Here is a 14,601-nt window from a genome sequence, read left to right on the forward strand (position 1 = left end):
AACATATTTGTAATCGTGTCTGAATAAGGTGCTGTTGGCAGCGTGGAACCTAGCCCAAAATCCCCCACCGATAGGATATAGCCGGAAGCGCTTAAGACATCTCTTGTAGCACTACTTCCTAAACCGAGGTTTGTGCGAGCGTCTGCGGCTGTCTTTGCGCCGGTTCCCCCCTGTGCAATACTCAGTGCTGTAGTTAACCCTTTCAGCTCTGTGATATCGCTGTTTGCCCCTTTACGGGCGAGGCCGCCGATGGCTGGAATGCTGAGGCTGGTGCCGTTGATTGTCACAGTGACCAGCTGGTTCGCTGAGGTGCTGGCGAACGTCTCCCATGCTCCGATATTCTCGTCATACTCATTAATGAGCTGAGACATACTCTGCGCCAGGCCATCGACTGAGAGGCTGTCGGTAACGAGGATGCCGTACTTCTGTCCGCTCAGTGCCGGTGACGCAGCCGGGGTAACAGTTAACGATGTGCCGCTGTTGATAGCGGTAATCTGAAACATCTGGACCGGGTTAGAGAGCGCAATAATGGTCTGGCTCACGCGAATCTGGCTCGCCGCTGCTGTCCAGTTCGTCCCGGTGCCGGTTGCGGTATTCCCGTTGATGCTGATGGTTCCGGTGTTATAAATCATTATTTACTCCAGGCATAAAAAAACCCGCCGGAGCGGGTTTGAAGTTTAATAAATGTTTGAACCGACTATATCGTTATAGATTCGGCAGAATAGCGAATGGGATCTTTAGGCCGTATGGCTTTAAGGTATTTGCCCACGACACCTGATTTCGATTTATCCAGACAGCCTGCAGCGTGCCTCCCGAGAATTTAAAAAACAAACCTGAATATCCGGAAACAGTACCGTCTGTATTGAGATTCCCCGGACAATCGCTTGCCAGTAACCAGCTGTTCGTTCCAATGCTTTGTGAATAGGCTGTGTTATCTAAATCATAATTTGCAGGTATTTCAAAGAAGCCTGTCACGCGCGGTATTTTTGCAGCTGTCACGGCTGACCAGACAAGCTTTCCCTGTGCGTTGAACACATCGACATAGCCACTTGTAGTTGTGACATCATAGCCAGTACGAGCCATTGTTCCCGCATTAGCCGTCATGTAAGGATAACCGAAGATAACCTTCGCATTGTTATTGAACTTGAACCACTGCAAATCGTTATTGTAAGGAAAGGGGTTTATTGCAAATCCCATATCCGTACCGTTGCCAAGTGATGTTGAAATTTCGAAATAGCCAGTATCGGAAATGGTAGAGTAAACTTTTGAATCACGATAATAAGTACCGTAAAAGTCAGAGTCGACCACCTTCGCGCCTGCTGTATTAAAGGACTGGAATCCGCTCATATGAATGCATACACATTAACAGTCACTGTATGGGCATAAGCATATTTTAAAAGAATAAATGTTCTTATCCCTCCATCGTATGCCCGACAGTAGTAATATCCAATTTCACGGCCCGCTGATACCGATACTGGCACCGCAAAGTAACCAGCTGCTGTTGCACCTGCATAACTTGTGGTAACGACCGTCGCACTTGCAGGGACTGAAATAACCAGAGAGCCCACATAACGACAATTATAATCACCAATGTCAGCGACAAGATTGCCTGATGCATCCCAGCATTGTACCCCTTGAGGCATAATCAACTCCTTACCATAAGCCCATACGAACGCGCAACACGTTGTTGTTATCGTAAATCTGAATCAATGTATTACTGATAACCATCCGACCGGTTCCCGCGCTGCCATTTATATAAAATGTTCCGGCTTTATTGATGTGCCAGCCGGTGGTGTTCGCGACATAGTTATTGGACTGAATGTAGTTACCGATTTTGGCGTTGCTGATAGTTCCATCACCGATTACCGTATCCCGGATTATCGTCTGCCCATTCTGAATAACGAACGGTAGCGTCGTTACACCGCCTACAGCAGTGGTCACTGCAAAGCGGTCCGCCAGGAATACCACCTGCGACTGCATGCCGCTGGGCGTGTTCTCAACGCCGATCCCCATGCCCGCCGCGTAGTATTGCCCGTTGCTGGCCAGGCCGACTTTGATTGAATACAGCGCGGATAGATCACCGTTGATACCTGCAATGGCCTGGGCGTTCGTCGTGATGGATGAGGTATGCCCTTCCACCGTTGCGGTGATGGCGTTGATTTGTGTGGCCGTCGCCTGCTGATAATTCGAAACAGTCTGGCTCAGGCTGTTAATCGAGGATTTATTACCGGCGACGTCCGTTTGCAGACTTAACAGCGATTGAGCAGTGGCCTCCTTCTCATCGACGATAACCTGATCGATACGGTCCAGTTGCGCGCTGTTTCCGGCAACCGTGGCTGAGAGCGTTTTCCGCGTGGCGACCTGCGCCAGGTTGCCCTGAATAATCGCGATGGCGGAGTTCTTCATCTGCCCGGTCACGCCGTCCATACTTAGCGCGATTTCATCGATTTTAACTGCGGCTTGCGCCAGCCCGTCAGCGTTCTCCTGAATCTCTTTGGCCTGTTGCTCAAGGTCATCGACAGCCTGTTTAATATCATCAGCCATGCCAGCGACTTTCTCACTGGTGTCGACGGCATTCTCAATCAGGTCCTTAAACACCTCGGAATCTTTCATATCCTCCAGGATGGAATCCGTGATATCCGAAACATCGACGCTCGCCTGCCCGCGGACAAAATCTGTAAACCCAGACTCATTGCCTGTTCTGTCCACCAGCTGCGCGCGGTACCAGAATATTTGCCCCGCCTTCAGGCCCATCTGCTGATACTTGCGCTGCGGGTAAGATACGTCGGCCAGAAGCATCGCATCGTCTTCTGTTCCGGTCAGGCTGTACTGAATTTCCGTCTTCAGCGTGTCATCGGTGTTCTCCGGGAATCCCCAGTTCAACTCAATACCGAATACCACGTTTTCGGAAGCGGTGAAGCCAACTGGCTTCGGTGGATTGCCTACCTTACCCGTCAGCGTTTTCTCTTCCGAATAGCCCCATCCGGACGATATTTCTGCGGCATTGATAGCGCGTACGCGCACCAGGTAGCGTCCGGCATAGATACCCTGAACGTCGAATGACGTGGTGGAGCTGCGCGGCACGTTAATCCAGTTCCCGTCGTTGCGGCGCCATTGCGCTTCATAGGCGATAGCGTTCTGCGCCTGGTCCCAGCTCACGCGCATTGTTTCGACGCTGATGTTCTGCTGAACAACTGAAAACGAACTGATAACGATGTTGGCGGGCGGCGACTGATTGCCTGGCGGGATCACGCTCACCGGACGCTGGTCAATGATGGCTCCGGTATCAATACGGGCATATTTATCCGGGTCGTGATTTGCGCCGGTGATTGTGAACGTGCCGTCGTTGTTATCCGTCACTGTAATAACGCGATACTGCTGCGCATAAAGTTCATCGGATTCGATTACCCATACAGCCTGAACCGCTGGCGTTTCGCTATATGCGGTCGTGACGGTTACCTTGTTGCCGGTTACCGCCTGAATGGTGCGGGACTGCGCGACACCAGAGGGAAGATTGACAATCATCCTGTCGCCTGCTGATGCGCCGGGTGACCTGTCCAGCGTCACGACACGACCATTAACAGCAGAGATACGACCTCCAAGGTCGCGTCCTGAGAGATTACGGTCAGCGACCGCAATGACATAGCCGGGCTGTGGAATGTTACCGTCTTCCCCTACATCGAAAGTAACAACGCGATCTTTGTTATTGGTAAGAATGCCCCAGCGCCCTTTTCGGTTCGCCTCCGACTGCCGGGTACAACCAATCGCGGTTATCTCAAGCTGGTTAAAGCCATAGCGCGCCACCAGCGCCTGCTCAAAAACAGGCTCCATGGCGTCAGAATAAGCGTTATCAGGATCGGACCATGACACCAGCGCATTGGTATAACGATTCTTTGTGGTGCTGCTCGAATAGGAAAACCGGCCATCAATAACGTTCGCATGCGTGTATGTGAAATCGACATCCCGCGGCATATCCGCCAGCGCCACAATCTGATCGTCTCCCCAGTAGGTCATACCACGGAAGATGGCAGCGAAATCACGCAGGACTGTGTAGGCGTCGTTCCGGTCCTGAATGTACACGTTGCAGGTATAACGTGGTTCGGTACCGTTGCCCCCTTTGCCGTCTGGTACCATCTGGTCGCAGTACTGTGCAACCGGGTAGAGCGTCCATTTGTCTATGTTCGCTGTTGTAAGACGATCTCCCAGGCCGAAACGGTCGCTAACCACCAGGTCATAAAAAATCCACGCAGGGTTATCAGTCCATGCCCATTTGAATGTCCCAAGCCAGGTACCGCTGTAAGTACGGGTTTCGGGGTCGTAAGTATCGGGCACACGGATAACACGTCCACGTGGTTCACAGGCAATCTGAGGGATTGAGCCATTGAACTGGCTGGAATCAAACTCAATGTACAACAGCGCTGTGTTTGGATAGCGCAGTTTGGCGTCAATGACCTCCGTATAACTTTGAAGCGTCATCGTATCGCCGATTTTGGCACTGTTTGCGTCAGCGGTGATTTTTCGCAGACGGATTGTCCAGGTGCTGCCGGCTTTCGGTAAATCGATGCGGTGGCTGCGTTCATAACCCGATGTGGTTTTCCCGGTCACATTGGTATCAAGGACCTTTTGCCAGCTACCGCCGTCCGTCTGAAGCTCCACCACATAGTTGATGGAGTATCCCACCAAATCCCCGTTGTCCTGCTGCTTGAAAAGCGACGGCCACTTCAGGCGCAGGCGAACCGCCGACAGCTGCGTGTTGGTGAAGGTATGCGTCCAGACTGTGTCGCTGGATACTTCGGTACCAACGCTGATTTCATTTTCTGTACCAGGTATTCCCTGAATGTAGTCCTGCGCCTGCGTACCCGGGCGAAACTCCCACACGACACCGCTGAAGTTCTCGGAACCATCAGCGTTTTGTAATGGCGTGCCGTCCAGATAGATATCCTTCTCGGTGAGCCCACCCGCGAATTCCCCTTCACCGAGAACCATCAGGATTTTCGCTTTCGCCACGGACTGGAGGTCGTCGGGCTGCTCAACAGGTGTGCGGGAACTCGAGCTACCGCCTTTACGTCCGGTAATTGTTTTCGCCATATCGCGCCCATAAAAAAAGCCACCCGAAGGTGGCCTGGTTAATTAATGATTTTTATTGCTGGTCTTCTACGTAAATCCCGGCAGATGCAACAGCACCGCCTATTCGCCGCTTACCATAGAGAACCGGCACAGGGTTTCCCTGAGAGGTTGTGTTCGTGACACCACCGAAGGCATAACTGGCCTGGTTATCTGCAGATTGCTTGCTGGCAAGCCCGGTAGTCTGTGGGGAAAGCATCTGAACAACACCGCCGATAGCCATTGAAGCCCCGACGCCCGCTACCGCCCCCCAGCCACCAGCAAACGCTGTACCGCCGATCCCTATCGCCGCCCCCCCCGTCATGAACGCAGCAACGGCGACAAGGGCAACGCCGAGGATTGTCTGAAAAACCCCGGCTCGTTTACTGCCGATGATCACCGGCGCTATGCGAATATCTTCTGCGCCTTTATCCATGCTGAGTTCGTCATCACAAAGATTCCGTTTTCCGCTGAAAACCGCATACGTTAATCCGCGCTGTTTACTGGTATTCATGAAACGCTCAAATCCCGGCACAATAACGCTCAGTGCGCGAATTGCCTCTTTGGGCGAGGCGACTGATAAACGATATTCACGCCCGAAGGTAGCGCCAAGCACGCCGTATAATCGAACAGTACGGACCGGCTCCATGTTGAGTAAGGCAGCCATATTCCCCCCATAAAAAAACCGCCACGGCGGTTATCAAAAACAGTCTTTAAAGCGAAGTATTTTCATTGTGCGCTCACGCCAGTAACCGCCGTATGGTACGCGCTGGCTCAGGTGTCCATAAAGGTGATGCAGTAGCATGTTGCCTTCCAGCAGGATGCCGGCATGATTCCACTTATCAGCCTGGACCTGCATGATCACCATATCGCCCGGTTTCGGTGTCCCGTCGAATTCACGAAATCCGCATTCATACCAGCAATCCTGATAGAAGTTGTCCGGGTGGTCGTTCTCCCACCATGGATAGTTAACGCGATAATCATGTAACTCGATCCCGTGCGTTTGGCGGTAATAGCTCATCACCAGCCCCCAGCAATCGTAAAAGCCGAGAACAAACGGGCGGCCTATCAGCGGTAACTCTCCCCGTGGCTGGATAGTGCGCAGATCACCTTCCGGCCAGCTCACAATATGCCAGGGTAAAAGCGTGGCGTCGCATTGCGCTTTATCCAGTTCGCTGGGCTGCGTGGTGGCGTCAGGATGGCTATGCACAATGGCGGTTATCGATCCCCAGTCTTCAGCGCATGCATAATCTTCTGGCGCCAGCTGGAACTGCTCCGTAGGTTCCCCTGCCTGATTACGGCATGGGAAATAGCGTTGAACTCGGCCCTTCTGCGCCAGTACACCGCAGCACTCTTTCGGGTACTCTGCGGCGGCATGCGCCATGATTGCATCGATAATTTTCTGGCGCATATCAGCTCCTGATTAGTGAAGTACCAGGGAAACCACCGAACGGCAGTTCTTCATTCTCACCGAAGCGCAACTTGCACGCCGTGAGCGTGCCGTTACAGACATCGAGCGAGGGATCATCGACAGGGTTATTGTTGTTATCGAAGTATCTGGTTCCGGCATAATCGCAACCGTCACCGGTTCGGTACTTATTGCGCATGCACCAGGTACACAGGGAATGAAGCTGGCGCGTGGGGATCATTTTACCCTGTAACGACATTGGGCTATCGAGCACGAATTCGACACTCTCGCCAGGAAGTTCGCTATTTTTCCCATCAATGTAGAAAACGCGCTTTCTGACCTGCGTTGGATCAGCTGCTGCATTACCTTCCGGGAAGTTCTTCGCGTCGAGATAATGCGAGTAGGTATCATGGATAGTGACTTTCGCCTGCAACATGTCGTCATAGGCCAGGCACAAAGCCGTAATTGAACTGTCGATATTGGCAACGGTCAGCGTTGGCTGGGCGCTGCTGCCGTCAGTTGAGGCTTCCAGCCCTTCAATTTGATACGGCCAGGCGGCATATTCTTCCCCCTGCCACCAGATGCTTTTCGCCTTCAGCTTTGATTCATCGCCACCAGCAGCGGCGATTTCTTCTTCCGTGTGCGGAAGGTTGTAGGCGTGGAATCGCAGCACATCATCCACGCCGAATGTAGAACCATCGACCTCGATAAGCCGGACTTTATTACCGGGTTCAAGGCTTTGATAGTCTGCTGTGATCATGGTGCATACGCCTGTTTGAATGTTGCGGAAATGGTCATGACTTTGCTGGATAAGGGCTGCGACTTGATTGATTCGGCCTCAATCCTGTAGAGCCCGGTTTCGCCAGGTGGGGATGTCCAGATGAATGACTTCGTGACGTGAGAACGAAAGAATTTCAGTGCCTTAAGCATGTCCGCTTTCTTCCCTGTTAGTGTGACGGGCCATGACTGTTTTTCAGGGTTGATGCCTTCCCCGGCAATCTGCTCATAGCCGTCGCCGAAGGTTGCGGTGCGGGTTTTATGGCTGAACGTTCCCTCCATTCCCGCCTGTATCTGCGTTCGCCAGGTGAATGTTTCGATTGCCATGCTTTCTCCGGGCATAAAAAAACCCGCCGAAGCGGGTTATCGTGATTTGGATGCATTCCAGATGAGACCACCAGGCCTCAATTGCTTCGCAATACCTTCGCGTACAGATTGGTCGATGGTTTGTTTATAGGCTCTGGACATCGCATCACTACCAGCTGTCGATTGTTGCTGAGAGTTCTGGTTCTGCACCGTAACAGACGTTTGAACAGTAACATTGCCAGCGCCAGCAGATTGCAATCCATACATTGGCGCGGTGCCAACATATCCGCCGTTTGCGTAACCCTGCGCACCTCGCATTAAAGCGTAAAGGTTGCCAATCCCCAGCGCGCTGGTAGCTTCTTTGGTGAAAACAAATTCGCCACCATGCACTACGCCTTTCGGCTGGTATTTGCCGCCGTCCCCGGTATATCCACCGACATCAAACTCAGGAATATAACCACCAGACCATGCCTGTATGCCGAAGAAATTCCCGACCGCCGTACCACCGAACGCCGATTTCATTCCGTTTACCAATGCCAACTGTGTAAGCATTTGGGCGGTGCCCTTCAGGAACGTTGTCAGGAATTCAGTGAAGCTGGCTTTGCCAGTTGTAAAATAATCGGTGAGCGTCGAAGCCATTCCCGTAAACGCATTGGTCGACAGGCTTTGCATCTGGCCATAAACATCGGTCGCACTGTCTTCAAACTCGGCCCATCCCTTTTGCGCGCCGGTAAGCCAGTCACCGCGCAGGCGATCTTCAGCATCATAATAATCATTCGCTGCTTTAAGCTGCTTCTGATAGCCCTCATCGGCAAGCGTACCGCCGGAGTTAATCCATCCAGAAGCAAGCTGGCTCTTTGCCAGTTCACGCTGCGCCTGTCGATCACTCATGCCGGCACCGCTATTAAGCGCAGCCTGTTTCTCTGACATCTGGGTAACATACTTCTGAGCGGTATCCATCCGCTTATTCAGTTGTTCCTGCGCGGTAATCTGATCACCCAGTAGTGCTTTCTGCCTCGCCAGCTGAAGAACCTGATCCTTGCTTGCCAGCAATGATTGCTCTTGTTTTGTCAGTGAGCGGGTTCTCGATGCCTCCTCCAGCACCTGGAACTTCGCCTCTGTAGTCCATAGCGCCTTCCGTTGCTGGCTGATGGTATCGTTCAAATCTTTATGCTGCTGGAGAGCGCGAAGCTGAGACTGAAGCGCCAGCAGCTCTGCCTGCTCCGAATCGGCTGTACGGTCTCCAGTTGAGACAGCCGTTTTCGGTTTTTTTCCACCTGTGCCTTTTTTACCGAAGGCCGCAACTTCAGCCCTGTCTTTCTGAGTCGTTGAACTCCCAACCTTGCGCGTTGTGTCCAGGTACTTAGATGCGCTGATGTCCGCTGCGTCCCAGTCTTTTTTAAGCTGTTCCACGCTGTCGCCATACGCGCCAGCCATCTGTTCGTTGTAATCCTGCCATCCCTTGAGCGTGTCCGTTTTCGCCCAGTCGGGGATCAGGTTAATCGCAGTGGCAATCGACGACGAGATGATCTGGTTCAGTTTCTGAAAGACCATGGCAACGCTGTAGTAAATAGCGTTGAATTCTTTCAGTGTGTTCGATGCAAGTTCAGCCACCCACTGGCCTATACTCTGCATCGCATCTGAAGCCCAGCCTTTGATATCAAGCCAAAGACGACCAAACGGTGTCAGGGAGTCATATGCCTGTTCTCCACGCTCCGCCATTGTGCTGCCAAACAAATCCATGGCCTGCGTGACCGCTGCCGTCTGGTCTTTCTGCTTCACCAGGTCATCGATGTGCTTAAGCTGCGACACCGTCAGGAAGTTATACTGTTCGTTCAGGGTCTGAAGCGCCTTTACCGGATCTTTTTCAATATCCTGATACGCCTTTGTAATGTCCTGTGCGGAGACTATGCCAGTTTCGACAGCCAGCGCTGTCGCTTTGGTGGCTTTCTCAAGCTGTTGCTGAGTCATTGAGCCGATACCAACCAGCTCTGTCATAAGCCCCTGGACAGTGCCCACCGTGGCCCCGGTTGAATCAGAGATTGACTGGGAGGAGGCCATAATCTGTAGCGCTGACGTGCCGGCAATGTTTCCGGTGCGGATGATAGCTTTATTGATTTCGTCATAGGCTGTGAAGTAATCAGATCCTGCCTTCGCTGCAAGGAGAACTGCACCGGCCAGGCCTCCAATCGCAATGCGCGCAGGTGTCACCATCGACAGCATCGCTTTCATGGCATTACCAATACCACCGAACGAGTCGCGCAGCTGACCACCCTGCTGAATGGCAACCATGTATACAGGCATGCCCGATGCCAGGGAGGTCACAATATCCGTCATTTGCATTGGCAGGTAACGCATGGCGTTGCGATATTGTCCGGCACTGATAGAACCTGTCTTCCAGGCGTTTTCCTGCTCTTTGAGCTTTGCAATCATCGGGGCGGCCTGGTCTGAAACACCAAGCTGGGCGGCCTTCAATTCCAACAGTTCAGCGCGGGTTTTACCAATCGCCGCGGTTTGGTCTTCCAGTGAGGAAATGAATGTTTTTGCCGAAGCCGCAGCGCGCTGTGCCGCCTGAGCCTGCTCAAGACGGGCCCGGCCTTCTGCTGTTTCGGACTCCATAACCTGGACTAATTTAGCGCGGGTTGTCTCCAGTACGCTGTTGTAACGCGTAAAGTCTTCATCATCCACCAGCCCTTTACCGCGAAACTTAGACAGGCTCTCCTGAATGGAATCGAGTTCATCCAGCGCTTTGTTAACCGGGCTGATTTTGTTGAGCAGAGTCTGAAGCTCCTGGCGTTGCTGCTTCAGGCTCTCGGTGTTTTTCTTCTGGTTGTCTATACCGGTTCGGAACGTACTGTTTAAATCGTCCGCTTTCTCTGCCGCCCCGGTAGCCGTACGCTGGAAACGGTCCAGTTCCTGGTTACCGCGCTCCAGTTCGCCGGTATTCACTCTCAGAGAAATAGTGGCGATGTCGTTGCTCATCCGGCCCTCTCTTTATGCATTATTTTAAGCGCGGTTCGCTCCATTATCTGGAGATCGGAAAGTGCGGTCGCCTCGTCGTCGACGGTATGGAGTCGCATTACCCAGGGCAGGACGTTGTAATCAATCCCGGTTGCGCCCCCCATGCCTGTACGCCACTGCGTGCTGACTGCCTGAAAGACACGGAACGCAGGCCAGACATCGGGCCAGACATCCACATATTTATCGTCGTAGTCATCCGGCGTGAGCCCATAAGGCGCCATGTCTTCCGCTGTGGGTTCAGGCGTATAAAACGCCGAGGCAACCGCAATCAGTTTTTTTCTCGATGGCCCAGCAGTTCGCGATAGTAGGTCTCGGTGATGGCCTTCATAGCCGCCGGGTAGTTTTCGATGAGTTCAGCCAGGTTATCGGCGTTAAATTTATCTGGCAGCGCCCAGCCGGCGATAATTTCCAGCAGGAAATCGGTCGCGGTTTTGCCTTCAAGTTTTTCCAGATTTGCCAGTTCCTTTAGCGGCTTGTGGTTAAACGTAAAGGTCAGCACGCCATCTTCATCACCAGCGCGCGGGATCGTGACGTTAGCCTTGAAAGTTGGTTTTGGCTGGAGGGTAAATTTGGTAGCCATAGTTTTCCCGTAAAGTTGCGGCCCCATGCGGGGCCGGGATTAATTAGCAGCGGTAATAGTGACGTTACAGGTTGCCGTTTTGTCGCTGTCGACAGTCGTGACGGTTACAACGGCATTACCTTCAGCGACGGCTGAGACCTTCCCTGACGCGTCGACCGTTGCAATCGCTTCGTCAGAAGATGTCCATTTCGTCGCTTTATTCGTGGCGTTCGCAGGTTCGACAGTAGCGGCCAGCGTGGCGGTTGCCCCAACTTCAATACTCAGGGACGCCCGATCCAGGCTGACGCCAGTTACCCCTACTGTCTCAGCTTTTCCCGAGTCAACCTTGTAGAAGGTCATAGCTGGCGATTGAAGGTTCAGCACAACGCTTACCGTTTCGACTTCGTTCACCGCCGTGGTCGGTGTGTCGTCAAACGACGCTGTAGCCGCCCAGTAGCGATTTTCTTTCGCTTTCGGCACGTACATATAAGCCGCCACGGTCTCTTCGTCTTCGTCCAGCTGGCGCAGCAGCGGATAGACCGGAAGCGTGGAATCATGCGCGATTGAGTAGGTCTGGGAGACCGCAGATTTGTAGGTATTCAGGTTGCGCTGGCGATCGTCGCTGAGGAACTGAATCTGCGTGGTGTTCTGATCACCACCGGATTTCGATACCTCTGTGATTTGCGGAAGCTCGGTCCACTCCTCAATCTTGCGAATAGAGCCAGAACCGCCGCCCGCGGCGTATTTGTTTTTGTTCGTGGTATTGATGTTGCGAAGGGTGACAGCGTTCTGCGCAATCGCATCGATTTTCGCGATGACGTTATCAATACCCGTCCAGTCGCAGCTCACGTGAACAATATCGCCAACTGCGATTTCGTCCGCCGCGCTGACGGTGATCACCGCGTGCTCTGCATTCGTTGCGCCAGTGAAGGGGATGGCGGAGCCATAGCCCGACGCCAGATAGACGTGTGCGCCGTTAGGCAGTGCGAAGCCCATAATGGTTACTCCTGTGAAATAAGAAAACCGGCACGATGGCCGGTGGTTTTGACTGGGGTCAGTTAATGATGTCAGCCCGGTAGTTCAGGCTGACGGGGATGGAGTAGGAAACATTGGTCGGGATGCCGCGAAAGATTGCGGGCGCGCTGGTGAGCCAGCAGGTAAAACCATCGCCCGCTATCTCCTGCCCTTCAGGAAATAGCGCTGCAACCTGACGCGCCAGCGCTACAGCATCCGTTCGCCCGGTTCCGGCGGGGGTCACAACATTAATCTGGTACACACCGGAATAAACCCGGCAATTCAGGCCAAGATCCAGAGTCCGGGGCGTTGCTGGCATATCGTGAACCGCAAGATAAATTCCGGTAGCTGGCGGCGTGAATTCGATATTTTCCCACGCGACGGTGATGTTCGATGCATCAGCCCAGTTTCCCAGCCTGGCGGCCATTGCCGACGCAATATCAGGAATCACTTTGGCACCTCCCTGACAGCTTCTTCAAAGAAACGCTGGAATTCTGCTGCGGTGATCCGCACCATCCCTCCGGGTGCCTGCGTGGAGTGCCCCATTTCAAGCGGGTATGCATACGGGACGTTGTTGCAGAAGTAGATGGATTTCATGCCGACCTTGAACAGTGACAGCGTATAGTTGCCCGCTGCTTTTGTCAGGTCGCCGGTCTTATCAATTCTCCCGGTTTCGTCTGTTGTCGGTGCATCAAACGATACCTGCCAGTTACCGCGAAAACGCCCGCCGGTGTAGCCTGGTGGCGCAGAGATATCCATACCATCCACCAGCCGGGCCTTTTTCTTCAGTCGCCCGGTTTTGGTGAGATTGTCGGGGTTCGCGCGTTGCGCCTCGTTATGGTAGTAAACAGCACGATTATAGGAAACGGCTGTCTGGTTAACTTCCCACAACTCCGGATTGCCTACAGGCGACATCATCACCAGTTGGTTTAGTATTTTAATGCCGACAGCACGCACCACTGCTTCCTGATTGGCTTTGGCCTTATTCACGAAAGCCGTGATTTCAGCCATGAAAGCGGCGTTCTCGCCCATGTTATGCCCTCAGTTGCGCTTTGTAGCAGAGCACCAGAGCAGCAGGTTTTGCCGGGTTCGGTTTGACAACACGGTATGCGGTGCCGTCAATATCGACCACATCGCCGATTTTAATTTCCTGCTCTGCCGTAAAAACGATCCGCACGTCGCCGTTAACGATGACCGTTCCATCAATTTCGCCCGGCGCGTATTCGGTTTTCACGCCCACCGCGAAGAACTGTACCGCATCAGTTTTATGCTCAACGCCGCCGACAACCGTTACTGAGCCCTTGCGGGTGACGTTGTATGATGCCCCGTTCTGCCTGAGCATGCGGGTTGTTCTGGCCTGCATCCGTTGGTAATCAATAGGCATTTGTCAGCGCCTCTCGATTTGCAGATTTATAAAGTCAGATTTGAGTGATTCGATAGCGCCCACCATAACGTACGGCAAACCACCGCTATGCCAGGCATCCATAACCGCACCACCATCATCAATGAGCAAAATCGCCATGCTGCGATAATTGCCTTCGCGAGCAGCATGAAGTGCCTCTTCCAGAAGCCTTATAACCTCGGTTCGGTTATGTTCCAGATCGGCATCTTTTCTGCTCGTCAGGTTAATAACTTTCAGGTCCGGCATTTCATGCCCTCTCAGCAAATGCATTGATGGCGTAGCCACGACCACCAGCGAGGTCGCCCAGCAGCGCCATGACAGCAGGATAAGACGGGGTAAAGACTTCGCCATCTGCGACCGCATAGGTCATGGTGACGGCACCTTCCACACGTTCAGTTTTCACCGCAGCCTCGCGCACGCTGGAAAGTAAATCGCCGTCGATTGCCTCTACTGCCAGCATGCACTGCGCGGTAATCACCTGCCGCGGTACTTCATCCGGCGGAAAATCATGATCGTCCAGAATGACATTTACGCGTGGCCATGCCAGCGGCTGGCGTGGGTCAGTTTTTGAACCAATCCAGTCCAGCCCTTCCAGGTAGTCCATCGCTTTAATAAGCAGCGGTATAAGGCTGTCCGGCAAATCTATGCCGCGTAGCGCGCCGAATGCGGTTAAATCGGCTTCAGTGGCATAGCTGTTGGCATCCGGGGAAGTGATATCGGTATTGATCATCGAATCATCCAGTTTATGGGGCTTTCGCCCCATGCGTTATTCACCGGAAGGCGCAGTGAAGGTGATGTCTTCAGTGGTTTTCGCCACACCGTCAACCGTACCGGTTACCGTGAAGGTGCCAGCCGCGTCTGATGTGAGTTTCACCGTTGCACCACCAGCAGAGCCGGTTTGAGAACTGGCCGTGCTGAGCGTGCCGCCTGTGGAGGTCCACGCGACAGTTTTACCGGATACACCGGAACCGTTCAGCGTGAACTTCAGGGACACCGTTACCGCGTCAGTGC

Annotated in this window: 17 protein-coding genes and 1 pseudogene; all 18 read right to left on the bottom strand. The window is 53.2% G+C overall.

The window, feature by feature from the left end:
- Positions 1 to 632 (bottom strand): annotated as a pseudogene (locus tag ACWWFX_RS23430) (tail fiber domain-containing protein); the annotation flags it as partial.
- Positions 633 to 705: 73 nt separating this feature from the next.
- Complete coding sequence (locus tag ACWWFX_RS23435) at positions 706 to 1,308, bottom strand: hypothetical protein (protein WP_473224890.1); 603 nt, start codon at positions 1,306 to 1,308, stop codon at positions 706 to 708.
- Between the two features lie 35 nt (positions 1,309 to 1,343).
- Complete coding sequence (locus tag ACWWFX_RS23440; RefSeq protein ID WP_147251875.1) at positions 1,344 to 1,643, bottom strand: hypothetical protein; 300 nt, start codon at positions 1,641 to 1,643, stop codon at positions 1,344 to 1,346.
- Positions 1,644 to 1,653: 10 nt separating this feature from the next.
- A complete protein-coding gene (locus ACWWFX_RS23445; protein WP_473224891.1) occupies positions 1,654 to 5,088 on the bottom strand; it encodes a TipJ family phage tail tip protein in 3,435 nt (1,144 codons plus the stop codon).
- A gap of 52 nt (positions 5,089 to 5,140) precedes the next feature.
- Positions 5,141 to 5,770, bottom strand: coding sequence for a tail assembly protein (locus ACWWFX_RS23450; protein ID WP_473224892.1), 630 nt, complete (start codon positions 5,768 to 5,770; stop codon positions 5,141 to 5,143).
- 33 nt (positions 5,771 to 5,803) lie between these two features.
- Positions 5,804 to 6,514, bottom strand: a complete 711-nt coding sequence (locus ACWWFX_RS23455) for a C40 family peptidase (RefSeq protein ID WP_473224893.1) — start codon at positions 6,512 to 6,514, stop codon at positions 5,804 to 5,806.
- A 1-nt stretch (position 6,515) separates the two neighbouring features.
- Positions 6,516 to 7,271, bottom strand: coding sequence for a phage minor tail protein L (locus ACWWFX_RS23460; RefSeq protein WP_473224894.1), 756 nt, complete (start codon positions 7,269 to 7,271; stop codon positions 6,516 to 6,518).
- Positions 7,268 to 7,615, bottom strand: a complete 348-nt coding sequence (locus ACWWFX_RS23465; RefSeq protein WP_473224895.1) for a phage tail protein — start codon at positions 7,613 to 7,615, stop codon at positions 7,268 to 7,270. The genes ACWWFX_RS23460 and ACWWFX_RS23465 overlap by 4 nt, the downstream gene beginning before the upstream one ends.
- Before the next feature lie 36 nt (positions 7,616 to 7,651).
- The gene (locus tag ACWWFX_RS23470) at positions 7,652 to 10,576 is read right to left on the bottom strand and encodes a phage tail tape measure protein (protein WP_473224896.1); all 2,925 of its coding nucleotides are present in this window, start codon (positions 10,574 to 10,576) and stop codon (positions 7,652 to 7,654) included.
- The gene (locus ACWWFX_RS23475) at positions 10,573 to 10,836 is read right to left on the bottom strand and encodes a DUF1799 domain-containing protein (RefSeq protein WP_473224897.1); all 264 of its coding nucleotides are present in this window, start codon (positions 10,834 to 10,836) and stop codon (positions 10,573 to 10,575) included. Before ACWWFX_RS23475 ends, ACWWFX_RS23470 begins: the two co-directional genes overlap by 4 nt.
- Positions 10,837 to 10,883: 47 nt before the next feature.
- Positions 10,884 to 11,195, bottom strand: coding sequence for a phage tail assembly chaperone (locus ACWWFX_RS23480; RefSeq protein ID WP_473224898.1), 312 nt, complete (start codon positions 11,193 to 11,195; stop codon positions 10,884 to 10,886).
- 39 nt (positions 11,196 to 11,234) lie between these two features.
- A complete protein-coding gene (locus ACWWFX_RS23485; protein ID WP_473224899.1) occupies positions 11,235 to 12,170 on the bottom strand; it encodes a phage tail tube protein in 936 nt (311 codons plus the stop codon).
- Between the two features lie 58 nt (positions 12,171 to 12,228).
- Positions 12,229 to 12,639, bottom strand: coding sequence for a DUF4128 domain-containing protein (locus ACWWFX_RS23490; RefSeq protein ID WP_473224900.1), 411 nt, complete (start codon positions 12,637 to 12,639; stop codon positions 12,229 to 12,231).
- Positions 12,636 to 13,220 carry a hypothetical protein gene (locus tag ACWWFX_RS23495; protein WP_473224901.1) on the bottom strand — a complete coding sequence of 195 codons (585 nt, stop codon included), beginning with the start codon at positions 13,218 to 13,220 and terminating at the stop codon, positions 12,636 to 12,638. The genes ACWWFX_RS23490 and ACWWFX_RS23495 overlap by 4 nt, the downstream gene beginning before the upstream one ends.
- Before the next feature lies 1 nt (position 13,221).
- On the bottom strand, positions 13,222 to 13,572 hold the full coding sequence (locus ACWWFX_RS23500; protein WP_015964688.1) for a hypothetical protein: 351 nt from the start codon (positions 13,570 to 13,572) through the stop codon (positions 13,222 to 13,224).
- Positions 13,573 to 13,575: 3 nt separating this feature from the next.
- Positions 13,576 to 13,836 carry a hypothetical protein gene (locus ACWWFX_RS23505; protein ID WP_015964689.1) on the bottom strand — a complete coding sequence of 87 codons (261 nt, stop codon included), beginning with the start codon at positions 13,834 to 13,836 and terminating at the stop codon, positions 13,576 to 13,578.
- Between the two features lies 1 nt (position 13,837).
- Complete coding sequence (locus tag ACWWFX_RS23510) at positions 13,838 to 14,320, bottom strand: DnaT-like ssDNA-binding protein (RefSeq protein ID WP_473224902.1); 483 nt, start codon at positions 14,318 to 14,320, stop codon at positions 13,838 to 13,840.
- A gap of 36 nt (positions 14,321 to 14,356) precedes the next feature.
- On the bottom strand, positions 14,357 to 14,584 hold the full coding sequence (locus tag ACWWFX_RS23515) for an Ig-like domain-containing protein (protein ID WP_473224903.1): 228 nt from the start codon (positions 14,582 to 14,584) through the stop codon (positions 14,357 to 14,359).
- Positions 14,585 to 14,601 lie beyond the last annotated feature (17 nt).

The organism is Pseudocitrobacter sp. 2023LY-00077, from assembly GCF_055796175.1.